The sequence below is a fragment of the Rhodospirillales bacterium genome (assembly GCA_020638175.1).
In the GTDB taxonomy this organism is placed as follows: domain Bacteria; phylum Pseudomonadota; class Alphaproteobacteria; order Micavibrionales; family Micavibrionaceae; genus JACKJA01.
This window is the reverse complement of record JACKJA010000002.1, coordinates 294,875-319,058: the sequence shown is the minus strand read 5'-3', so window position 1 is coordinate 319,058 and position 24,184 is coordinate 294,875. Positions and strand designations below refer to the sequence as shown.

General features: G+C 52.7%; 11 protein-coding genes. 6 read left to right on the top strand and 5 right to left on the bottom strand.

Going from position 1 to position 24,184, the window contains the following annotated elements:
* Positions 1 to 951: 951 nt before the first annotated feature.
* From H6868_01500 to H6868_01475, 6 genes are all read left to right on the top strand, one after another.
* A complete protein-coding gene (locus tag H6868_01500; GenBank protein ID MCB9987990.1) occupies positions 952 to 8,043 on the top strand; it encodes a type I secretion C-terminal target domain-containing protein in 7,092 nt (2,363 codons plus the stop codon).
* 243 nt (positions 8,044 to 8,286) lie between these two features.
* The gene (locus tag H6868_01495; GenBank protein ID MCB9987989.1) at positions 8,287 to 9,648 is read left to right on the top strand and encodes a TolC family outer membrane protein; all 1,362 of its coding nucleotides are present in this window, start codon (positions 8,287 to 8,289) and stop codon (positions 9,646 to 9,648) included.
* A gap of 83 nt (positions 9,649 to 9,731) precedes the next feature.
* A complete protein-coding gene (locus H6868_01490; protein MCB9987988.1) occupies positions 9,732 to 11,999 on the top strand; it encodes a type I secretion system permease/ATPase in 2,268 nt (755 codons plus the stop codon).
* A gap of 6 nt (positions 12,000 to 12,005) precedes the next feature.
* Positions 12,006 to 13,412, top strand: a complete 1,407-nt coding sequence (locus H6868_01485) for an HlyD family type I secretion periplasmic adaptor subunit (GenBank protein ID MCB9987987.1) — start codon at positions 12,006 to 12,008, stop codon at positions 13,410 to 13,412.
* Between the two features lie 67 nt (positions 13,413 to 13,479).
* Positions 13,480 to 15,438, top strand: coding sequence for a threonine--tRNA ligase (gene thrS, locus H6868_01480; GenBank protein MCB9987986.1), 1,959 nt, complete (start codon positions 13,480 to 13,482; stop codon positions 15,436 to 15,438).
* 81 nt (positions 15,439 to 15,519) lie between these two features.
* Positions 15,520 to 16,044 carry a translation initiation factor IF-3 gene (locus tag H6868_01475; GenBank protein ID MCB9987985.1) on the top strand — a complete coding sequence of 175 codons (525 nt, stop codon included), beginning with the start codon at positions 15,520 to 15,522 and terminating at the stop codon, positions 16,042 to 16,044.
* A gap of 80 nt (positions 16,045 to 16,124) precedes the next feature.
* On the opposite strand, the gene trxA is transcribed toward H6868_01475, so the two are convergent.
* The 5 genes from trxA to tsaE form a co-directional block, all read right to left on the bottom strand.
* Positions 16,125 to 16,445: a thioredoxin gene (gene trxA, locus H6868_01470; protein ID MCB9987984.1), complete on the bottom strand. Its 321-nt coding sequence runs from the start codon at positions 16,443 to 16,445 to the stop codon at positions 16,125 to 16,127.
* A gap of 113 nt (positions 16,446 to 16,558) precedes the next feature.
* Entirely contained in the window at positions 16,559 to 20,044 is a 3,486-nt protein-coding gene (gene addA, locus H6868_01465; protein ID MCB9987983.1) for a double-strand break repair helicase AddA, read from the bottom strand.
* The gene (addB, locus tag H6868_01460) at positions 20,041 to 23,037 is read right to left on the bottom strand and encodes a double-strand break repair protein AddB (GenBank protein MCB9987982.1); all 2,997 of its coding nucleotides are present in this window, start codon (positions 23,035 to 23,037) and stop codon (positions 20,041 to 20,043) included. Before addB ends, addA begins: the two co-directional genes overlap by 4 nt.
* Positions 23,034 to 23,759, bottom strand: a complete 726-nt coding sequence (locus H6868_01455) for a nucleotidyltransferase family protein (GenBank protein ID MCB9987981.1) — start codon at positions 23,757 to 23,759, stop codon at positions 23,034 to 23,036. Before H6868_01455 ends, addB begins: the two co-directional genes overlap by 4 nt.
* Entirely contained in the window at positions 23,746 to 24,168 is a 423-nt protein-coding gene (gene tsaE, locus H6868_01450; protein MCB9987980.1) for a tRNA (adenosine(37)-N6)-threonylcarbamoyltransferase complex ATPase subunit type 1 TsaE, read from the bottom strand. The genes H6868_01455 and tsaE overlap by 14 nt, the downstream gene beginning before the upstream one ends.
* Positions 24,169 to 24,184 lie beyond the last annotated feature (16 nt).

Here is a 24,184-nt window from a genome sequence, read left to right as displayed (position 1 = left end):
CCACTATCATCATTCACGTTTTAACGTGCGCAACCACGGGAGTTTATGACAGTGGACAGATGCCGCGCAGCGGACCCCTTAAGCGCCACCGGAAGGATGTACGAAACGTCAGAACATAAAGCGGTTAATACCAGTTTGCGTCTTCCGTATCATAGAACCTTTTGGTCCGGTGGACCCGGGTGCCATCCAGACACCCTTTCCCCTGAAAGCCCGACGCGGAAGTCTTCTGAGAAGACGACCGGGAAGGTTGTTTCCGTTCAAAGAAACGTTGTTTCCCGAGGACAAGTTCAGGGTGACTCGGTTTGACGGTACGAGTCGAGTCTTTTTTCAATTTTTTTGAAGAAATATTTTAACAAGTGATGGCTTGTTAAAATTAAATTACAAAATTTTCTCTTTGATTCTCAAATATAAATTCCAAAAATCCCAAGATTTATGCACAGCTTATCCCCCGTTTCCTTTTGCAAGATTATTGCGGTGTGATTGTATGATTCTGTCTAATTTAAGTGTCTGCGGCAGGCGAATCGCCGAATCACCGATTCGTTTTTTGAGCGGAGTCAGTGGTTATGAGGTGTGCAATGTTATGGGTAACGGTCTTTTTTATCGCAAAAAACTGTGGACGGGGATTGAGGGGGATACATCCTCAACATATATCTTATGCTACATCATAAAATCAGGTAGGTGGCTCTATGTTTGACGGGGTCTGCCGCGGTTAAGGGTTTTTATACCTTTGTTGTATTGAATAGTACGTACCCTAAATGCTTTTTGAATGTTTAACGGGGCGATGAATCAGGGAACGGTATAGAGAGTCGATAAGATAAAAGGGCAGAGTTCTTTAACATAATTTATTTGACAGGGGATGGCTAAAACGTGTAAAAAGGCCCATTCCATTTTGAATATATCGGCATGCGGGGTCTGTCATAGCGACGGCAGTGTGTATTTAAGGAGAAAGACATGGCGACGGAGAGCAAGGCGAATATTGATGCATCAGGCAATGAAGGCGTGGCTGACGATGTATGTTTTAGGGATGAAAACGGTAAAATTACCGAAACGCAGGTTTATGCCGATGCCAGCAAGAGTGTCGACATTGTCGGGGGGGATATTACCCAGCTTTCCGTTAGTAGCGCACAAATCGAGGGTATGAGCCTTGATGGCGAGATGCTGGTCCTGACTTTCAAGGATGGCGGTTCTATCAAGATTACTAATTTCCATGATCTGGCGAATGAAAATGCTGAAATTATTCTAGCAGACGACACGGTCTATAAGGCAAAAGACTTATACGAGAGACTGGCAGGCGATTTGGCTCCTGTTGAGTTTGTTATGCCGGAAAATGGCCAGAGCCTGGTTTACAGGCTGGAGCCGGGCCGCCAATACGAATTTAATACAGATCCTGAAAATGGAGCGCAGGCTGTTGAAGAAGACGGGGCGCTGATTATTTCTTTTGATAACGGCGGCAAGTTGATCCTTCAGAATTTCCAGGAAGCCATGGCTTCTGAAAATCCGCCGGAAATGTCTTATGGCGACAATATTATATCTTTGCGCGAGTTTTCTGATGTTCTGAAGCTTGCATCGGCGATGAGCGATGAAATGGCCAAGGACGAGGCGGAAGAGCAGGTTGCGCAAGCCGAAATTCGTTCCCAGCAAGGTCAGGAAGATGATCTTGCGGCTTTGGCACAACAGTTGGCTGAAGTTGAACCTGCTGCCGGTGAAGCTGGCGGCGCGGCTGGCCGTGGGGGTTTTGGTTTCCAGAGCAGTGTTGATTCGGCGCCTTTGGACTCTCCGGATGCGATCGGTCCGATTGGTCCGACGGAGTTGCAGTTTGGTTTGCCGGAATTCCGCGATGAATTGTTTGCAATCGAAGAGCAAGCACCCTCTTTGCCGCGCGCCGATGCGCCGGATTTGCTGGTTGATAATGCACAAGTTAAAGAAGATGGCTCTGTTTTCGTGCCACTTGAAGCGTATCTGACCGATACGGATGGTTCGGAATATCTGACCGTGACGGTGAAGGGTGTGCCTGCGGGCTGGACCTTTACGGGTGCGGGCTGGACCGAGCCTACACCGGGGACATGGACGATTACGATGCCTGCCGGTGATGATTATGTTGGCGGGTTTACGCTAGCGCCGCCGGCGGAAAGCGATGTCGATCTGACAGGGCTGGTTATTACGGCCAAGTCAACGGAAACGGTTGGCGGCGATACGGCACAGACAAGCGAAGCCATTGACGTGATTGTTGATGCTGTGGCCGATAAGCCGGATGTTGACGGTTTGGATAATACCGGTAACGAAGGTGACGTTCTGGCTGTGAATGTCAGTGGTTCTCTGGGCAGTGATACCGATGGGTCCGAAACGATTACCGGTTATCAGATTTCCGGTGTTCCGGCGGGCTTTAGCTTTAATGCCGGTACGGATGCCGGTGGCGGCGTGTGGACGTTTACGCCTGCGGAACTGGCTGGCCTGCAAATTACACCGCCCGCCGATTTCACGGGCAGCATTAATCTGGTTGCTACGATCTTTACGACCGAAAACCCGGTGAGTGACGGTGAAGTCGATTATTCTGATAACGACAATCAGGATACGGATAGCTTCACCCTGACATGGAATCCGGTTGCCAACCCGCCGACAATCGACGTTAACGGTCTGGTTGTCGATGAAGACAGCTTGATTACCTTGCCGGTTGAGGCCAAGCTGGCACCGGGCGGCAGCGGCAATGAAGTGCTGACGGTCAGCATTACCGGAATTGATCCGAGCTGGACGTTGCAATTCACCGAAGGATCTTACAACCCGGCGACGCAAACGTGGTCTTACACGGCACCGGCCGGTCAGGATTACAGCGGTCAGTTGACGATGGGGCCTTTCCCGGACAGTGACGTCGATATGACGGGTCTGGTTGCGGTGATGTCCGTATACGAACCGGCCAGCGCTACGACGGCGACAGTTACATCTGATCCGTTTGATATTCTGGTTGATGCGGTTGCCGATACGCCGGACGTTGATGCCAGCGGTATTGTTGGTCTGGTCAATACGGCTCTGGACATTGAGGCCAGCGCATCCGTAACCGATACGGACGGCTCTGAAAGCATTGCCGGCTTTATTATTTCCGGTGTTCCGGCTGGTTTCAGCCTGAATGTGGGCACCGATAATCTGGATGGCACGTGGAGTGTTGATCCGGCTGACATTGCCGCTTTGCAAATCACGGCGCCGACTGATTTCGTCGGCTCCCTGAATTTGACGGTAACGGCGATTGCCGAAGAAACAACCCTGTCCGATCTGGAACCTGACTTCACGGATAACGTCGCGACAAACGATGTTGATATCAAGGTGCAATGGTTGCCGGTATCGCATGATCCGATCCTTTCTGTCGGCGATCAGATTGTTGATGAAGACAGCACGATTACCTTCCCCGTTATTGCTAATCTGGCGCCGGGTGGTACGGGTAACGAAGTTTTGACCGTAACAGTGACCGGCATTGATCCAACGTGGAGTCTCCAGTTTAATGAAGGGTCTTACGATGCGGGTACCGGAACATGGACCTACACGGCACCGGCCGGTCAGGATTACAGCGGTCAGTTGACGATGGGGCCTTTCCCGGACAGTGATGTTGATTTGACGGGTCTGCAAGCCAGTGCCAGCGTCTATGAACCGGCGAGTGGTACGACGTCTTCTGTTGATGCAATTCCGTTCGACATTATTGTCGATGCGGTTGCCGATACGCCGGATGTTGATGCCAATGGTATTGTCGGGCACGTGAATACGGCTCTGGATATTGAGGCCAGTGCATCCGTAACAGATACGGACGGTTCTGAAAGCATTACCGGCTTTATTATTTCCGGTGTTCCGGCTGGTTTCAGCCTGAATGTGGGCACCGATAATCTGGATGGTACGTGGAATGTTGCGCCCGGCGATATAGCCAGCCTGCAGATTACATCTCCGACTGATTTCGTCGGTACGGTGAACCTGACGGTAACGGCGATTGCCGAAGAAACCAACACAAGCGATGTTGAACCGGATTTGACGGACAATATTGCGACGGCCAGCACGGATATTGCCGTGACATGGTTGCCGGTTGCCGGTAATCCGTTCACGAATATCGGTGATGTGATTGTCAAGGAAGATGGCAGCGTTAACGTGCCGATCGTTGCGACGTTGTCGTCCGAAGGGTCGGGGAACGAAATCCTGACCGTGACGGTTACGGGCATTGGTCCGGGCTGGGGCTTTAGTGCACCGGTTGGGACGTATAATGCCGGAACGGGTACGTGGACGGTTGTATTGCCAGCCGGGGAAAGCCTGAGCACGGTTATGACCTTTACGCCGCCAGCGGATAGCGATATCGACCTGAATGGTCTGGTAGCGACTGCGACGGCTTACGAACCAGCAACGGACACGAGTGCTTCGGCGACCGATGGTTTTGACATTATTGTCGATGCTGTGGCGGATACGCCGAATTTGAACGCTTCGAACGCCAATGGCGAAGAAGGTACGACGATTGCGCTGAATATTTCTACGAGCGTAACGGATACCGATGGTTCTGAAACGATTTCAGTTGTGCGGATCAGCGGGGTGCCTGCCGGCACGACGTTAACAGCCGGTACGGAAGTAGCGCCGGGTGTTTGGGAGTTGAGCACAGCGGACTTGCCGGGACTGGGCATTAACGTGCCGGACGGCGTTACGGGTAATTACACGCTGGATGTTGAATCGGTTGCAACGGAAGCACCGGTTTCTGACAATGAAGTTGACTTTACCGACAACGAAGCCAGTGCTTTCGATGTGATCCGCCTGTGCATCAAGGAAGATGACGCACCGGAAATTGCGCCGGAAGAAAAAACGGTTGATGAAACCAATCTTGGTCCGATTGTTGTTAATGACAGTGTCAGCGTTAATTACGGCGCGGATACGGGCAGTGTGGCGGCCAATGGCGGATTCTTTAGTGGTGTGACACTGATGTCCGGCGGCATTCCGGTGCTTGTGACGCTGGTGGGCAATACCTACACAGGTAAAGCCGGGGCTGAGACGATCTTTACGATGGCCCTGCAGCCGAATGGTAATTACCAGTTTACCCTGCTGGGTACGCTGGACCATCCGGATAAGACTGATCCTAATGACAGTATTATGCTGCAATTCGGCTTGACCGCGACGGACAACGAAGGCGATGCCACGAACAGTGTGATTACTATTAATGTTCTGGATGACGGTTTGACGGCGCATCATGATGTGAACGACTATCAGGTCATCAATGGTGGAACAAATGGCAATGTCATTACCGGTCTGAATGGTGGTCCGGGCGCAGCCGATGATCTGAGTAACGATCTGGACAATACGGTAACGCAAGTGCGTTTTGGCACGACAACCGTGAATGTTCCGGATGGCGGTTCGACAACGATTGACGGCAATTACGGCCAGCTCGAAATTTTCTCCAACGGGACATATAACTATACCCTGTTTGGTGGCACGGGTGGTGTGAGCGTCGATCATGAATTTAATGAGACGCTGGAATTCCCGCTTTTGAGTGGGGGCGTTGCTATTTCCGGGGATGCGCTTAACAATTTGGGTATTTATACCGACGATCTGAAAACGGATGGACCCAGCACAGGGACGATCACGTTTGTTTCTGAAGGGGCCGGGTTTAACAATACGTTTGGTATGTATACGGTGGCCGATGACGGGACGTTGCAGACAGCAGAAATCATTATTAGAAATGGTAATAATCCTGCTCCTGGCACGGAATATAGTTTTTCTGCGGATGCTAATCAGGAAATAGCCTTTTTCATTATTGCTAACGGCTATACCGAAAACAGCAGTTATTCCGGTATTGACCTGAATAACGGGACGTTGCAGTTCGTGTACAAGTACGGTACGGCGGAAGAACGTGCGGCGAATATTGCCGATGACGGCGCTGATGTGGCTCTGATCTACACCAACAACACAACGTTGGCCGATACGGTTTTACAAGGCGCTGTTTACCACACGACGGAACGTGGCAGCACGAATAACCTGAATACAGACGATTCCGTACGGGTTGTTTCGGGTCTGGCGGATGCTTCCGATAGCGAAGTCCTGCGGATCGGCTTTGAAGATCTTCCTAATCTGGGTGACCAGGATTATGAGGACATTATCTTTGATGTAACGTACGCTACCGAGAGCCACGAATGCCCGATTGATGTGTTTGAATACACATTGACGGATGGTGACGGTGATAGCAGCGTTGCGAACTTGACGTTGGATGGCGAATGCCCGCCGCCGGTTGATGTCTGTGTCGTGGTCAATAATTGTGGCTATGACCTGTGTGTCAAAGAAGACGGTTCTATTTTTGTCAATGTTGACGCTCAGGTTACGGGCGGTAACGGCAACGAAATCCTGACGCTTCTTTTGACCGGCGTGGCCGCCGGATGGGGATTCAGCGGGGCAGGCTGGGCAGCGACCGGTAACCCCGGTGAATATAAAGTCACATTGCCTGCCGGACAGAAGTTGTATGATGGCGGTTTTGTACTGGCTCCGCCTGCCGACAGCGATGTTGATCTGACGGGGCTGAGCGTAAAGGCATCTGTTTATGATCCGGACACGGATTCAACGGTTATGTCACAAGACGGCTTTAGCATATTTGTTGATGCTGTGGCTGATGCTCCGACACTGGATGTTTCTATGCCGAGCAGCTCTTATAATACAGGAGCAGGTGAACGCTGGGATGTGATTGATGGTGAGGATATTACCTCCTGGAACTACAAATACTGGGGTAGCGGAATTTCACAGCCGTTTACCATTATAGGTGCCGTTACGGATACGGATGGTTCAGAGAGTATTACTCACTACACCGTTATTCTTCCGGCTGTTCTTTCTGATTTTGGCATAACCTTTAGCGCCGGGACGGAAATTGCGCCGGGTGTTTGGGAAATATCTGCCGCTGATGCGGTAGGTCTGCAGATTGTCTTCCCGTCTATCCCGGTTCCTGATGGCAAGACTTATGCGTGGCAAAACCCGGATTACATTATCCCGCAAGGTATTCATGAGTTCGTTGTTACGGCACACAGTGCGGAAACAAACCTGTCCGGTCAGGAATGTAATCCTTTCGATAACACGGCATCGACCACGAAAGTCGTGGAAGTGACGATCGTTTCTTCGCCGCTGGTTCTTGATCTGGACGGTGATGGTGTTGAACTGGTCTCCGTTTCAGAAGGCGTCCTGTTCGATATGGATAATGACGGCGTGGCCGACAAAACAGGATGGGTTGGCGCGGATGATGGCTTGCTGGCTATCGATATCAATGGCGACGGTGTGATTAACGATCATACGGAGCTGTTTGGTACGGCCGTTACAGACGGTTTTGCGGTTCTGGCCTCTTATGACATTAATGGCGATGGTGTAATCAATGACACCGATGCCGTTTGGAGTGATCTGATTGTGTGGCAGGATGCTAATCAGGACGGGATTTCTCAGGACACTGAAATGTCCGGTCTGTCCAGCGTTGGTATTTCTTCGATTAACCTGTCTGCCGTCGAAACTTCATATTGGCAGGACGGTAACTGGATTTCCCATGAGGGGACGTTCCTTTATGAAGATGGCCGTGAAGGGCAGATTGTTGATGCCTGGTTCTCATTCTATAACGGGGCAAACGGTCTGGAGCCGACAGAAATTTCCGGTGATGATTCAGCGAATGCGATTTACGGATCTTCCCGTGATGACGTTCTTTACGGTCAAGGCGGCGATGATATGTTGTTTGGCGGGGCCGGTGATGATGTTCTCTATGGCGGGGCCGGGGCTGATACGTTCGGATTCGACTCTCTGGCAAAAGGGATAGACACCATTGCCGACTTTGACCTCGAAGGTGGCGACCGTCTGGACTTTACCCAGATTCTTGAGCAGTTTGACCCTGTCAGCAATGCGATTAACGACTTTGTCTATGTTGCGGATAACGGAACGGACACCGTGATTGCGATCGATGTGAGCGGGACGGGTGATATCAGCAACGCGGTTGGCGTAGTTGTCCTGGAGGGCGTTACTGGTTTGAGCGCCGAAGAGCTGGTTTCTTTGCAAAACAGCAGCAACGTCGCTTAATAACGAACGATAAACAAAATTTAAAAACAGCCCTTTCCAGAAGGGCTGTTTTGTCAGGTGAATTTGTCGGGTTTTTTGCTTGCATAATTACCGAAAAAGGGGCTAAGTAATTGAACCGACATAAGGCAGTATTATATTGGGATCAAGACAGGCGATTTGTAATAATCGAAGGTCAGGCGGATATAGTCTAGGCAGATTACCTGTTTCGTCGGCTGAAGGGACATTTTAAAAAGGATAGAATCAATGTTGGGAAAAAAGATTAAATATTTGGCTTTGAGCGCATCCTGTGCGGCCTTGATGGCGGTTAGTGCGACAGCTTTGGCGCAGGGCGCCGAGAATTACCAGCAGATTAATCTTCGCGATGCTGTGGCTGTAGGGCTTGCGCTCAACCCGGAATACGGCGTTGTGGCAAATAACCGCCGGGCGACTGATGAAGAATTGAACCAGGCTAAATCCTTGTATCTGCCCTCTGTTGATTTGCGTGCCGATACCGGTTACGAACACAGTGACGACCCGGCAACGCGCGCCGGTGTTGGTAATGACGAAGAAAACATGTGGCGCTATGAAGCCGGGCTGACTTTGACCCAGCTGTTGTTTGACGGGTTTGAAACCAAGTATGAAAACCTGCGTCAGCAAGCCCGCGTTTTGTCGGCCTCGAACCGGGTTCGGGAAGCATCCGAGCTGGTTGGTCTGGCGATTGTTGAGGCTTATCTGGAAGTAATGCGTCAACGTGAATTGTTGAAAATCGCACGTGATAACGTTGCGGAACACGTTTCTCTGATGCAGCAGATTGATGAAAGCGCTTCCGCTGGCCGTACGACGCAGGCGGATGTCGAGCAAGCCCGTGCCCGTGTGGCTTCGGCGCGGGCTCAGGAAGCCAGTGTTCGTGAATCGCTGCGCTTTGCCGAGGCTTCTTATATCCGTGAAGTTGGCGAACAGCCGAAAGACCTGATTATGCCGATGGTGCCGGTTGACGGCCTGTCCGGCAGTGTTGATGAAGAAGTTAAAATGGCGCTGCATCAAAGCCCCACCATTGATATTTTTGAAGCAGACATTCAGGTTGCTCATGCTGAGTTTGAAGGCACCAAGTCGACATTCTATCCGCAGGTTGATTTGCAGCTGAATGCCCGTCAAGGTGAGGATATCAATGGCGTTGAAGGCCGTGATACCAGCGCTTCGGCTCTGGTGGTTCTGAACTGGAACCTGTATCGCGGTGGTGGTGATACGGCCCGCGTTCGTGAACATATCAGCCGTGAAGCACAAGCCAAGGAAGAGCGTTCCAAGGCGGCGCGGGGTATCGAAAACGATGTGCGTCAGACCTGGGCACGAATGATCTCTGCCGGTGAGCGTGCCCGTGAATTTGCTTCGCAGGCCGATGCGAATACGGAAGTGGTTAAGGCGTATAAAGACCAGTTTGACCTGAACCGCCGGACGCTTCTGGATGTTCTGGATGCCCAGAATGAATTGTTTGTATCCCGTTCGAATACGGTCAATTCCGAATATCTGGAAATCTTTGCTGTATACCGCTTGCTGGCCCTGAAGGGTGAATTACTTGCGGCGCTCGGTGTGGACTATCCGCGCGAGTCTAATCCTGCTATTATGTGAGCCGGATTTAGACAAACGGGGTAGGAAAACCGGTGACAGACAAGAGCCAGGATTCGAAGCCAAAACCATCGAAATCAAAGGAAATCAAAGGTGTGGAGACCGTTCAAGAAACGGTTTCCGTGCCAGAAGACAGCACTTGGCCGCTGGAAGCCGACAGGGTGGCGATTCGTAGCCCGTTGGTTGAATGTTTGCGGCTTCTCGCCGGACATTATGGCCGCCGAACCAGCTTTTCTTCTTTGACGGCGGGATTGCCGATTCCGAAAACCGGCATTACACCAACCTTGCTTATTCGTGCGGCGGAACGGGCTGATTTGTATGCCCGGCTGGCGGAAAGACCGCTGGAAGCTTTGGCGATTGCACCAACCTTGCCTTGTCTGCTGGTTTTGGATCACGACCAATCCTGCATTCTCTGGGATATCCATCATCCGAAAAAATATCCGCCGAAAAAACAACCCGGCAAGGATGTCGAAGTTCATCCGGAAACGGTTTTTGAAGTGCAGTTTCCGGAAACGCCCGATGAGCGTAAGAAAATGACGCTGGCCGAGCTGAATATGATTTATACCGGCTATACGTTTTTTATCCGGCCTGTGGCGCGCGGTGACGAACGGGCGGGACCGGCGGAAATAGATACGGCGCGTGACTGGTTCTGGAGCCGGGTTCTGAAGGAAAACAAGAATATCCTTATCGAAGTTGCTGCCGCTTCGGTGATGATTAATATGTTTGCGCTGGTTAGCTCGCTGTTCATTATGAATGTTTATGACCGCGTGGTGCCTAACAGTGCTTTTGATACGCTGCGCGTTCTGGTCGTTGGTGTTTTTATTGCTTTTATTTTTGATTTCCTTCTTAAAAACCTGCGGGCGCATTTCCTCGATTATGCCGGGCGTAAGGCGGACGTAAAAATATCGGCCAGCTTGTTCGAACAGATGATGGGCATGACGATGGCAGCGCGGCCCGCCAGTGCCGGGGTTTTGGCCAGCAATATGCGCGAATTTGAAAGCCTGCGTGATTTCTTTACCTCGGCGACAATGGTGGCCCTGATTGATTTACCGTTTGTGTTCATGTTTATCCTGATTATCGCCCTGATCGGCGGCTGGCTGGCTCTGGTGCCTTTGGCGGCTTTGCCGCTGGCAATCTGGATCGGTTATAGCGCGCAAAAGCGTTTGCGGAAAATCGTCAAGGAATCCCTGATGGAGAGCGCTTTGAAAAATGCGCTGTTGTTTGAGACAATCAGTGGACTGGAGACGATCAAGGTACAGGCGGCCGAGGGGCATACCCAGCGACGCTGGGAGGAATTAACCGAGAAATCGTCACGGACGGCTGTGCGGTCGCGCCGTCAATCGGCTTTGGCGCTGAATGCAACGATGTTCGTTCAGCAAATTACATCGGTGGCTGTGGTGATTTTCGGGGTGTTTTTGATTTCCGAAGGCATGGTCAGTATGGGCGCGCTGATTGCCAGTGTGATCCTGACGGGGCGGGCGATGGGTCCGCTGGCGCAGATCGCCGGGCTTTTGACACGGCTGAGCCAGTCCCGTGAGGCCTTAACCCAGCTTGATGATTTGATGAAACGCCCGGTCGAACGTCCGGCGGGCAAGCATTTTATTTCGAAACCCGACATGATCGGGAAAATCGATTTTCAGGATGTTGTCTTCCATTATCCGGGGCAGACCGTTCCTGCTTTGAACCACGTCAATTTTTCGATTGAGCCGGGTGAACGCGTTGCCATTATCGGTGCGGTCGGATCGGGGAAGACGACCATAGAGCGCTTGATTCTAAACCTGTATCAGCCCGATAGCGGAAGCGTACAGATTGATGGGACAGACGTACGGCAAATTGATCCCGGTGATTTGCGGCGCGCGGTCGGGGCTGTTCAACAAAGCCCGCAGCTATTTTATGGCTCGGTGCGTGAGAATATTACAATGGGCCATGAAACGGCGCCGGAGGCTGCTGTTTTGCGGGCGGCGGAAATGGCCGGCGTAATGGAGTTTTTGCGCGATTCACAGTCCGGGCTGGATACACAGGTCGGCGAGCGCGGCGAGTCGTTATCCGGCGGGCAGCGGCAGGCCGTCGCGATTGCGCGGGCTTTGCTTTACGATCCCCGGGTTATGATTCTGGATGAGCCAACGGCGTCGATGGACCCGGCTTCGGAAAATCGTCTACGCAAGCGGCTTCATACGCTGTGCGCCGGGAAAACGACTATTTTGATTACGCATAAGGGACCGATGCTTTCGCTGGTCGACAAGATTATCCTGATCGACCGGGGGCGGATTGTGGCGCACGGTCCGAAAGATGATGTGATTGCCAAATTGCAGGCCCGCCAGTATGGCACTCAGGCTGAACAGACAGACATATAGAGTACGATGATGGCTAAGGAAAAACAGAAACAAGACGAAAGCCTGCGAATTAACGAGGCGGCAGACTGGGCTAAGATCCGTGGTCAGTGGGCGAAAGAGCGCCTTGAAACCATGCGGGCGCATGCTGAAAATGTTTTCGATCCGGATGACGATTTGCCGTTGTCCCGGCATATGATGCTGGTGGTTATCGGTACGTTTTTCGTGATTTTTGTTGTGTGGGCCAACTGGGCGACACTGGATGAGGTTACGCGCGGCGATGGAAAAGTCATTCCGTCGAGCGAGATCCAGATGGTTCAGCATCAGGAAGGCGGGATTGTCCGTGATTTTCTGGTTAAAGAGGGCGATAACGTAACGGCCGGCCAGGTTTTGATGCGGCTGTCCGATGTGGGGGCTACATCAGATCTGGGTTCGAACCAGAAGCGGTATCTGGGCTTAAAGGCGAAATCCCAGCGTTTGCAGGCCGAGGCCGAAGGGCAAGTGACACCGCAATTTTCCGAAGATGTTATGAAGGGTGTTCCGCAAAGCGTAACCGAGGAATTAAACGCGTTCAAAGCTAACCAAGCGAATGTGCATAGCCAAACGCAGGTTTTGGATCAGCAGATAAGCCAGCGGGAGCAGGAAGTGCGCGAACTGGAAACGCGCGCATCGGATTTGCGCGGTGTGATCAGTTTATCGCGGCAGGAAATGGATATGATTCGGCCATTGGTTGAGCGCGGCAGTGCTCCGAAGATGGAACTCTTACAGTTAGAGCGCGATATGAAGGAGCGTCAGACCGAGCTTAACGGCGTTCTGACATCCTTGCCGCGGGCAAAATCGGCGGTGGAAGAAGCCAAAAGCCGGATTGAAGAGCTGAAAAGCGCAGCGCGGGCCACGGCCCAGACCGAACTTGCGACGACCCAGATTGAGATGGGAACGATCAAGGAAACGCTTTCAGCGCTGAGTGATCGCCAGAAACGGACGGATATTCGGTCCCCTGTTTCCGGGACGATCAAGGATTTCAAGATCAATACCGTGGGCGGCGTCATTAAGCCGGGGGATGATGTTGTTGAGATTGTGCCTCGGGATGACCAGCTTTTGGTCGAGGCGCGTGTACGTCCCGCGGATATTGCTTTTCTTTATCCCGGTCAGCAGGCTATCGTTAAAATCACAGCTTACGATTTCTCTATTTATGGCGGTTTAAAAGGGGAGGTCGTCGATATTTCAGCGGACACCATTACCAATGATAAAGGGGAGAGTTTTTACCGTGTACGTGTCCGTACGCCCGAAAAAAACCTGAAGCGCAAAGGCGAAATTTTGCCGATCATTCCCGGCATGGTCGCGTCTGTTGATATTCTGACCGGCGAGAAGACCGTGATGGAATACATTATGAAGCCGTTTATCAAGACCCTTGATAATGCCATGAAAGAGCGTTAAACCTTGTATATCAAGCCTTACAGCTATAAAAGATAAAGAGGTTAACGTGAGTGAAGCGGCGCATAAGATGAGTGAAATTACCATTACATTACCGGATGGATCGGCGCGGTCCTATGAAAACGGTGTGACGGGGCTGGGGATTGCGGAAAGTATTTCTCCGTCGCTGGCTAAAGCTGTGGTTGCGGCCCGTATTGATGGTGAGATCAAGGATGCGACGTTACCCATTACTGAAGATGCGCGCGTTGAGCTGATTAAACGTGATGATCCGGCCGCTTTGGAAATCATTCGCCACGATGCGGCTCATGTGATGGCGCAGGCCGTGCAGGAGCTTTTTCCCGGTACGCAGGTAACCATCGGCCCGGCGATTGAAAATGGCTTTTACTATGATTTTTACCGCAGTGAACCGTTTTCAACCGAAGATCTGGAAGCGATTGAGAAGAAAATGCGGCAGATCGTCGAGAAGGCTTCTCCGTTTGTTCGCGAGGTTTGGGACCGCAATGAGGCGATTGCCCATTTCAAGGAAATCGGGGAACAATTCAAGGCGGAACTGATACAGGATTTACCTGAATCTGAAACCATCACGATTTATCGTCAGGGCGACTGGTACGATTTGTGCCGCGGGCCGCACATGCCGACAACCAAGCATATTGGAACGGCGTTTAAACTGATGAAGGTGGCAGGGGCTTACTGGCGCGGGGATTCATCGAAGGCGATGCTGACCCGGATCTACGGGACGGCCTGGCGCAACGATAAAGAGCTTAAAGAGTACCTGACTCAGCTTGAGGAAGCAGAAAAGCGCGATCACCGCAAACTGGGCAAGGAAATGGATCTTTACCATTTTCAGGAAGAGGCGCAGGGCTCGGTTTTCTGGCATCCGAAAGGCTTTGTGATTTATAACCAGCTGGAAAATTACATTCGCCGCCGGTTACGCGATTGTAATTATGTAGAGGTTAAAACCCCGCAGTTGATTGATAACAAGCTGTGGGAGAAATCCGGGCATTGGGGAAAATTCCGCGAAAACATGTTTGTGGTGCCGGACGAAGTACCGAATACCGATGATGACGGGCCGGTAATTTCAGGAAAAGGCGCTTTGATGGCGATCAAGCCGATGAATTGCCCGGCGCATATCCAGATTTTTAATCAGGGCATTAAGTCTTACCGCGACTTGCCTCTCCGGATGGCTGAATTTGGCTGTTGTCACAGGAACGAGGCGCATGGCGCTCTGCATGGTTTGATGCGCGTGCGGCAAATGACGCAGGATGATGCTCATATTTTCTGTACGGAAGATCAGATTCTGGGCGAAGTGAAAGACTTTGTTGAGCTGTTCTATGCTGTTTACAAGGATTTTGGGTTCGAAGATATCCAGATTAAGCTGGCGACGCGTCCTGAGTTGCGGGCCGGGTCAGACGAGGTCTGGGATCGCGCTGAAAAAGCTATGGTTGACGGGCTGGAGGCTTTGGGGCTGTCTTACGAAATCGCTGAAGGAGAGGGTGCTTTTTACGGGCCTAAATATGAATTCCATCTGCGGGATGCGATTGGCCGGACATGGCAATGTGGTACGTGCCAGCTCGACTTTAACCTGCCGGAGCGGCTGGATGCTTTTTATATCGGTGAAGATGGCAACCGGCATCGTCCGGTTATGATCCACCGGGCTGTTTTCGGTTCTTTGGAGCGCTTTGCCGGTATTTTAATCGAAAGCTTTGCCGGGAAATTGCCGCTGTGGATTGCGCCGATACAGTGTGTGGTGGCAACGATTACATCCGACGCAAACGATTATGCGCAAAAGATTTATGATGAGCTTCATGCTGCCGGGTTACGGGTTGAGCTCGATGTGCGTAACGAGAAAATTAACTACAAAGTGCGCGAACATTCTCTGGCTAAAGTGCCGGTGATGTTTGTTGTCGGGGCGCGGGAAGCCGAACAGGAAACAGTGGCTGTTCGTCGTCTGGGGACACAAGAACAATCATTTATACCGTTTGCCGAAGCGCGGGAATCTCTTGTCATTGAGAGTAAACCGCCGTATTAATTGGTTTTTAAGGGTGACTTGCGATGATGCAAGGTGCCTGCTGTGTTAATTAAAAAAGGAGATATTGCCATTCGTAAACCTATGCAACCGCCGCGGAAAGAGGAAGGACCGCGTATTAATGAACAGATCAGGGTCGCCGAAGTACGGCTTATTGGCCCGGAAGGTGAGCAGATCGGAGTAGTTTCTATTGATGAAGCGATGAGTCAGGCCGAGAATGCCGGGCTGGATCTGGTGGAAATATCGCCACAGGCCGAACCGCCGGTTTGTAAGGTTATGGACTACGGCAAATTTAAATACGAGCAGCAAAAAAAAGCCAACGAAGCGCGTAAAAAGCAAAAAACGATCGATGTGAAGGAAGTGAAATTACGTCCGACGATCGAAATGCATGACTATAACGTCAAGCTGAAGAATGCGATTCGGTTCCTTGAAAAAGGCGATAAAGTTAAAGTTACCCTGCGTTTCCGGGGGCGGGAGATGGCTCACCAGGATTTGGCCAAGGAGGTCGTCGAGCGGTTTCGCAATGATGTCGGCGATCTGGCCAAAGTTGAACTGGAGCCGAAAATGGAAGGCCGCCAAATGATTATGGTGTTGTCGTCGACAAAATAACCCATTCGCTCAGACATTAAAAAACAGCCCTTGTTGATATAAACGGGGCTGTTTTTTGTGGATTTTATTTTTTGATCTTATCAGACGGCTGAATTGAGCCATTCGCTGAACTGGCTTTTGGCCATACCACCAACGCGGGTATCAACGACTTGCCCGTCTTTGAAGACCATAAAGGTCGGGATGCCCCGCACACCATATTTGGTGGGAGCGTCCGGGTTTTCATCGATGTTTACTTTGACGACCTTGAGTTTACCGTTCATTTCGCCGGCGATTTCATCGACGATCGGTGACATTGCCTTGCACGGCCCGCACCATTCCGCCCAGAAATCGACAACGACCGGTCCTTCGGCCTTCAATACTTCATTTTCAAAATCACTGTCACTTACATTTACGCTGGACATGGTTCCTAACCTCTTCTCCCAGATGTTTATTCACAAATACTGATGTAAGTATGGCACTTTCGTCACGCAGGTCAAGAATACCCGTGCCGATTCCCTGTCGGTTTTTGATATTTTTACAGATTTACTTCCATCAGGTGCGGTCCGTCGGTCCAGAGAAGGAAACAGCGAACCGGTCTGTCGTCATATATATTAGCGACAATGTCTCTATAGGATTTCATTTGCTGACGGTAAAGGGCAGGGATTGCCTGTTCTTCTGTCGGCGGCGGCCGATTCGTTTTGTAATCAATGATCCAGATAGCATCTTTTGTCACCAGAATGCGGTCAATCTGGCCGCTGACCAGACGACCGTTTACATAACCTGTGACAGGGATTTCGGCTTGTGATCCGGGTCCGAACAAGGGCGCGTAATCGGGGTGTGACAATATCGCCATTGTTTCGCGGACGACGTCCCGGCGGACAGAGTCCGGCAGATCGCCAGCCTGACGGTCGATATAGGCGGCGGCGGTTGCCTCTCTTTTTTCGACAGGCAGGTCCGGTAATATCTGTAAAAGCAAATGTGTGATGTTTCCGCGTCGGAACCGGTATGTATCCTGCCGGGAAAGCGGGCTTTGCGCGGCGGGTTGTTCCTCGGATGGCCGGGACGGGGTCAAGGGCCGCGGGGGATCGGGTTCTTCGGGCGGCGGGGCTGTCATCCACGGCATGGCGGGCAGGGGGCCGGATATTTCCTGCGGAGTCTTTTGTGATTTTTCGGCGCGGTCGGGATCACGGGTACGGGGGTCGGTGATTCGTAGCGCTGTTTGAGAACCAAACTCTATGGTTTCGGTATCACCTAGTGCAGTGAAACCGGCGGATACGTAATTATACCAGCTGTCATCTATGGGCTTGGTCCGGCCACAGTAACCCGCGATATAAAGCCGTTCTTCGGCGCGGGTCATGGCGACATAAAGTAATCGCCGGTATTCTTCGTCCAGCCTGTCCTCGACTTTTTTTCTGGCGCTTTGATATAGCGCCGGGTCATCGGCGCTGCGTGCGCTCCACAGGGGGAGTCTCAGCCCGGATTTATCCGGCCAAAGCAGCCGCGGTGTGCGTTTGGAGGCGTGCGTGCGGATCGTGTCGGGTAAAAATACGATCGGTGCCTGCAGCCCCTTGGCGGCATGAATCGTCATGATGCGGACGTGGTTTCCGGCTTCTTCCATCTCGCGTTTGATAACGATGTCTTCTTTTTGCTGCCAGACCAGAAAATCCTGCAAGGCGGGAATATGATCGCGCTCAAAGGCCAGAGCGGCGTTTAAAAATTCATCCAGAGGATCCTGGGCGTCGATGCCCAGGCGTTTTATAATCGCCCGCAGACCGCTGACGGGATCGGCCGGGCAGGGTTGCTGTAATACCCGGCTGAAAAACTCGTATGGATGGTCGGCGGCGGCGTTAAAGATTAGCGTTTGCAGCCAGTCTACCAGCTTGGGCGGCCCTTTTTCCCCGAGCGTCTGCCAGAGGGATTGATTTTGTCTGTCGATGGCAATTTCGTATAGCTGGTCCTCGGTCCAGCCGATCAGGGGGGATTTCAGAATGCAGGCGAGCGTTAAATCATCATCGGGAAGCAACGCAAACCGGGCCAGCGCCAGCAAATCCATCACGGCGAGCTGTTCGCCCAGAACCATCCGGTCGATCCCGCTAACCGGGATTTTTCTGGTTTTCAGGGCGCGGACAAGTTGTCCGACAAAAGCGGTGCGGGTGCGGACCAAAATCATTATATCGCCCGGAATAACAGGCCGTCCCGCCGATTCGAGAATGTCTTTGTTGTCTAGCCACCGGGCAATCGTTGTCCCGATATGTTCGGCCAGCTGTGCGCCGGGGCCGCGGCTTTCGACGATCGTGGTTGGTGGCGTCCACGGTGGTTCTTCGGGGATGTCTTCCAGGGTGAAAAGAGGCCAGAGTTCGACCAGACCGGCCTGACCGGTGCGGAAAGAAATGTGTTCGGGGGATTCATTTTCCATTCCCTGCCGGGCCGGATCCATGGCAAAAACCGTATCGACCAGTCGCAGGACAGTTTTGGTGGACCGGAACGATATATTCAGGGTTTCCGGGGTAAACTTTTGCGCGGCGGCTTCGATCTGCGTTGCAAAATGATGTTTCATGCGATCAAATTCCTGCGGCGCGGCGCGCTGGAAGCTGTAAATAGACTGTTTTTTATCACCGACTGTGAACAAGGTGCGTTCGATGTCATCGTGGGCGCTGTTCCCGGAAAAGAAATCATCACACAGGGTGGAAATGATTTGCCATTGTTCGGGGTTGGTGTCTTGCGCTTCGTCTATCAGGACATGGTCCAGCCCGCCATCGAGTTTGTATAAAACCCAAGGGGCGCTGTCCGGTTTTTGCAGCAAAGCCAGTGTTCTTAAAATCAAATCGTCGTAATCCAGAGCGGCCAGCCGTTCTTTGGCGCTTTGATAGGCCTGTAAAATGCTGCGACCCAGAATGAACAGGTTACGCGTGTCAGCGGCGCAGCGGACCGCCCGTAATTTATCCTGTATATCAAAAATACGGAGACTCTCGGCTTGCAGGGCGGGCTCTGCCTCCGGAAAGTTTTGTGCGGGTTTGCCGGTGATTAGTTTTTTATAGGGCGCGCCATCAGATTTAAGGTAAAGCGCGCTATAGCTTTTCCAGTTTTCCCGCCGGGTATGCGGGGAAGAATCCAGCCAGCTTTGCAGGGCGATGCCTTTTGGCTGGTCGCTTGCGGCGGTGCCTGTCGCCAGAGCCGCACAAGCGGATCGCAAACCGGACTCATCAAAAGAATCGCTTTTACAGGCAGCGGCCAGAATTTTATCTTCGTCTGCATCTGACTCGATGTCTAAAAGCGCACATATTTTTGTGTGAAAGGCCGATAGAGACAGATCATCGTCTGCCCCCGGTAATTCTTTTTCCAGCAGCAGTCTTTCCCCGGTCAGGTGGCCGAGAAGACTCATGAATTGTGATTCGTTCTGTGTGGTGGCCAGCATACGAAACGCCGGGGATTCAGGAATATCCTCATTTTTGCGCGCTGTACGGAGCATATGGTCGCGGGCGGTAATTAACAGTTCACGGGCTTGTCGCTCATCAATCACGGTGAAATGCGGTGGCAGGCCGGCTTCGAGCGGGAAGCGTCCCAGAACGGACTGGCAGAAAGAATGAATTGTCATGATTTTCAGGCCGCCGGGCGTGTCGACAACCTGTGCGAACAGGCGCCGGGCGGCTATGATATCGTCGCTTGAGGGCTCATAACCCAACAGTTCCTGTAACTGAGTGCGCAGGCCTTTTTGATCGGTGCCGGAATCGTCTGTGCTGATAACGGCCCATTGGCTCAGGATCGTATTAATTCGCAAGGCCATTTCGCTTGCGGCGGCTTTTGTAAAGGTCAGGCACAAAATCCGATGGGGGAGCGTTCCGTCCCGGCCATCTTGCCGCGGTAAAAGAAGGCGCAGCAAACGATCTACCAAGACTTTTGTCTTGCCGGTTCCGGCTGATGCTCCCACCCAGACGGACGCGTGCGGGTTTGCCGCATTACGCTGCTTTACCGTGGGGTCAATATCGCGAACCGATGTTTCCATTTGCGCAGCATTGGTCATCCGGAAGCATCCTCTCCTTCATCCAGCGCCGCCCATTCCTGTACACGGGCGAGATGGGCGTAGTCCTGCCATTGTGCGGGCGGGGCACGGTCAAAATGCGGCAAACTGTAGTAAGGGGTATCCGGATCGTCAAAAAGCGCTATCAGCTGTTCCAGACCTTCCCGGGCATCGGCGCATAACTGATTCAGATCGTCAATTTTAAGAGGTTGCGGAAGGCCGGGATCGCTGGCGCCGGTTAGCTGCCAGAATCCTAGATATCCAATGGTTTTAACAGATCCCAGTCCCGCGAATCCGCCGGCTTTTAAAATGCTTCCTTCCAGGGGCATTTGCGGCGACAGGCCGGCGATAACGGCTTTTTTGCCAGGGACTGTCCCGGTCTTGTAATCAATGATTGCGGCGGTGCCATCAGTGCGCTGGTCAATGCGGTCGGCTTTGGCGCCGAGGACGAACGATCCGGCGGGGCCGGGGAGCGCTACTTTTCCGCTGATTTCGGTTTTAATCGTCTGAGGCCGAGTGTCTTGCCGCCATTGCTTTTCATGATCGGCAAACCAGTTTGCCAGTCGCTCGAATCTCGGCCACCAGTAAGTCCATGACGGGTCCGTTTCCAGACGTTCGCCCAATTTTTCCTTTGCGATGTTGCATAAAATATCTGCAGCATTTTCCGGTGTGGTATCGGGGTTTGCCGTTATGAATTCCTGCAGGGTTTCGTGAATCAAAGTGCCGCGGGTGGCGGCATCGCTATCTTCTTCTACATTATCCAGTTTGCGAAGACCAAGAACGTAGCGGGCATAGATGCTGTAAGGATCGCGCATCCATTTTTCGATAGCGGTAACGTAGAGTTCGCGCGGGCGTTTTTCGACCGGCGGGCGTGGCTGGGGGCGTTCTACCGGACAGAAATCATCCGTTTCGTCGAGCATGCGGGCGTAATGCAGATACGGGTGTTTTTGCAAATCCTGAGGATCAAAGCCGGCGGCCTGTAAAACCGTATCCAGACGTTGCAGCCAGCGGGCTGGGACGGCCGGCGTGCCGTCCACGCGGCGGGATCTTGTCATGACAACATTTTGTGCACAAAAACCCTGCACAAAATCGTGGGCGGTCTGGCCAATGGTTCGTTCTGGTGCGGGCAGTTTGAATTCTTTGCGCATGGGCCGGGACATCCATGGATCGGCAGGGGCTTCGGGGGGCCACGTTCCCTCGTTCAGCCCGGCCATGATTAGTAAATCGGCCTGAGTCAGACGTGCCTCTAGCTGGCCGAGAATGAAAAGGCGGGGATGCGATCCATAAGCGGGACGGACGGCAATTCCTGCCATCAAACGGGATATGACGGTCAGGTAATTATGGCTGGTCATTGGCGGGAACAGCGGTGCCTGATCTTTTAATTCTGCTAAAAACAGGGCTGCCTGTTCACCGTCTTCGCCCTGCCACAGGACGCCGCCGGTTGTTTCGGACAGGGATTCTACCAGTGTGATGTGTGCGTCGAGAAGTGTGGCGAAGTTTTGCTTGTGCGTGTCTTCCATGAGCGCCATAAGCGGTGACAGGGCATCATCAAGACGATTGATAAAAGAGGCGATCATTTGCCGGGTCGGCCCGTCAATTTTCTCGTTTTTGGCGAGCGTTGTTCGCAATCCTTCAAACCCTTTGGCGGGCATCGGGCCGCGCAGGACAGAGATTTCAAAATCTTCGATCAGGCGCCGGTTCTTTTCGAAACAAAAATGCCGGTGCTTTAATAACGAAAGCAAGGTGGCCGGTTTTAATCCGGACAGAACTGTTTGCGCCGTTAGCCGGATAAAGCTGCCGACGGCTGTATCGCTTAAGGCTTGTCCCGCCGAGTCATCGACCGTAATATCCCACCGGCGGCAAGCCATGGCCACGCGGCGGGCCAGGCGCCGGTCAGGTGTGATTAAAGCGGCGGTGCGGGCGTCGTGTTCCAGTGTTTCTCGCATCAGGCAGGCGATCAGGTTGGCTTCTTCTTGCACTGTGTCGCAATCGTAGCGCTGGATATTGTTTAGAGATCGGTTCAGGCGATCGCGGTCTTGTTCATTAAGTTGCAGATCTTTCCACTGGTCGACGGTGTCTGCCGGACGCATCATTTCCCGGGTCAGCCACAGCCGCATTTCGTTTTGTTCATCCTGTTTTTTGTGCGGCCAAGGTGCAACATTTTTACGCTCTGTTTCCAGACGCTTCAAAAGATCCTTCATGGTTGCCTGCGGATGAGTTGGCTCTAAAGCGTCCCAGCTTTCCTGATCCATGGCGTTGTCCAGCCCCGGCAGGATGACGCAGCCCTGGGGGAGCGTGGCTATCGTTTTCAGCAGTGCGGCGGTTGCCGGTATGGAGCCTGTCGACCCGGCGGCAATAACGGGGGTCTGCGGCGGATGTTTTTGCCAGTGCTTTGTGAGTATGCGCAGTAAACGGTTGCGGCGGTCGGCGGCATCAATGACCCCGTTTTCCGCCAAAATGGCTGGCCAGTTCTCACTGAGGATTTTTAAAAAGTCGAGGGTGATTTGCCAGTGCTCTGAAAGGGAATCGGGTACTAGATTTTGCAGATCAGCCATATCCAGATTTTCGATATAGATCTGGTCGATAAAACGGCCGAGTTCATGGGCCAATGCGAAGGCTTGATCGGGGTTATGATGTAAATCACGGGCCTTCATAATGAGGCGTGCCAGTAAAACCTGACGTTTGAGCGGCGGCAACCCCGGCGGCAATTCAAAAAAATCCGGGATGTTCTCATATCCTGAGAGCGTCAGAGAAAGTTCGTCTTCGTCGATATCGCCAAGCGGCTGCATCCGGGGGAGCAATAGGGGTTTGCCATTGCTCAGGCGCAGGAACGCTTCGCGTAGATTACGGCAGGCCCGGCGTGTGGGGAGTAAAACCCGGAATGTGGAAAGCATTTCCGGCGATCCGTCACTTTGTTTTAGCAAGCCGTCGGCCAGTGCATCGACAAAAGGGATGCCGGGGGGAATGGTATACAGGCCGCGCAGTGTTTCCGTCATGCGCCGTTCTCCCGTGTCAGGGCGGCATTGACCCTTTCTACGTCTTCCGGGGTGCTGATATGGTGCCAGGTGCCGTCATGGACGAGGCCGTAAAGCCGTCCTTGTTCCTGTGTCCGGTCAAGAATATCGAGAAATGAAAACGGTCCGTTCGGGGTGTTTTCGAAAACGGAAGGTTTACAGATACGGATACTGGTCCACATGTAAGCACCGTTCTGGTCCCGTGCGCGCGTCAGTCGCCCTTGTCCGTCCCGGTGATAATCGCCAACCGGCGTTGTCAGGGTCATGGTTTCTACGGGTTGCAAAAGCAAGAGGATATCCATGTTTTCCGGATCCCACGCCGCTGCCATGCGCTCAAGCGCCGGGATTCCGGGGCCGTTTTCCCAGATAGAATCGCCGCTGACGACGAAAAACGGATTGCCTCCCATCGTGGGCAGCCCTTTTTTCAGGCCGCCGCCAGTGTCGAGAAGGGGTTCCTCCCGCGAGAACGTCAAAACGGGGGCAGGCCGCTGTTTCAGGTGGCTTTCGAGTATATCGCCCTTGTAATGCAGGTTGACGGTCACATTTTTAACCCCGGCGGCGGTCAGGTGATCGAGGGCGTGGTCGATCATCGGTTTTCCGGCGATTTCGATCATCGGTTTGGGGCGATTATTGGTCAGGGGCCGCATGCGGGCACCCATCCCGGCGGCCAGAACAAAAGCGTGATCGGGTTTAAAGTGGCTCATCGACAATAATCTTTCGCTCGTGAGGGCCGGTTTGGGCTATGTGAATGTGGCGGGCGCTGGCCGGTAAAAAAACGCCGGCTTTTTCCGGCCATTCTATCAGGGTGATTCCTTCGGCCAGCGCGTCGTCCCAGCCCAGCTCATAAACTTCTTCCGGGTCTTCCAGTCGGTAAAGATCAAAGTGGTAAACGGGGCCGCGGCGGGTGTCGTATGTCTGGACCAGTGTGAAAGTCGGGCTGGGGACGTCCAGGTCATTGTCATGGCTTAACGCGCGGATCAGGGCGCGGCAAAAGACGCTTTTCCCTGTTCCCAGATCCCCGTGCAGGCACAGCGTGTCACCGGGCTGCAGGGCTGCCGTCAGAGAGGCGGCAAACGTTTCAGTGTCTTTTTCGCTTTTCGATATGAACTCCATATGCTTAATAAATACG

What these genes read in the sequence shown, in the direction of transcription:
- H6868_01500 (MCB9987990.1), top strand. Translation starts at nt 952, where the DNA reads ATGGCGACGGAGAGCAAGGCGAATATTGATGCATCAGGCAATGAAGGC.
- H6868_01495 (MCB9987989.1), top strand. Translation starts at nt 8,287, where the DNA reads ATGTTGGGAAAAAAGATTAAATATTTGGCTTTGAGCGCATCCTGTGCG.
- H6868_01485 (MCB9987987.1), top strand. Translation starts at nt 12,006, where the DNA reads ATGATGGCTAAGGAAAAACAGAAACAAGACGAAAGCCTGCGAATTAAC.
- thrS (MCB9987986.1), top strand. Translation starts at nt 13,480, where the DNA reads ATGAGTGAAATTACCATTACATTACCGGATGGATCGGCGCGGTCCTAT.
- H6868_01475 (MCB9987985.1), top strand. Translation starts at nt 15,520, where the DNA reads ATGCAACCGCCGCGGAAAGAGGAAGGACCGCGTATTAATGAACAGATC.
- trxA (MCB9987984.1), bottom strand. Translation starts at nt 16,445, where the DNA reads ATGTCCAGCGTAAATGTAAGTGACAGTGATTTTGAAAATGAAGTATTG.
- addA (MCB9987983.1), bottom strand. Translation starts at nt 20,044, where the DNA reads ATGACCAATGCTGCGCAAATGGAAACATCGGTTCGCGATATTGACCCC.
- addB (MCB9987982.1), bottom strand. Translation starts at nt 23,037, where the DNA reads ATGACGGAAACACTGCGCGGCCTGTATACCATTCCCCCCGGCATCCCT.
- H6868_01455 (MCB9987981.1), bottom strand. Translation starts at nt 23,759, where the DNA reads ATGAGCCACTTTAAACCCGATCACGCTTTTGTTCTGGCCGCCGGGATG.
- tsaE (MCB9987980.1), bottom strand. Translation starts at nt 24,168, where the DNA reads ATGGAGTTCATATCGAAAAGCGAAAAAGACACTGAAACGTTTGCCGCC.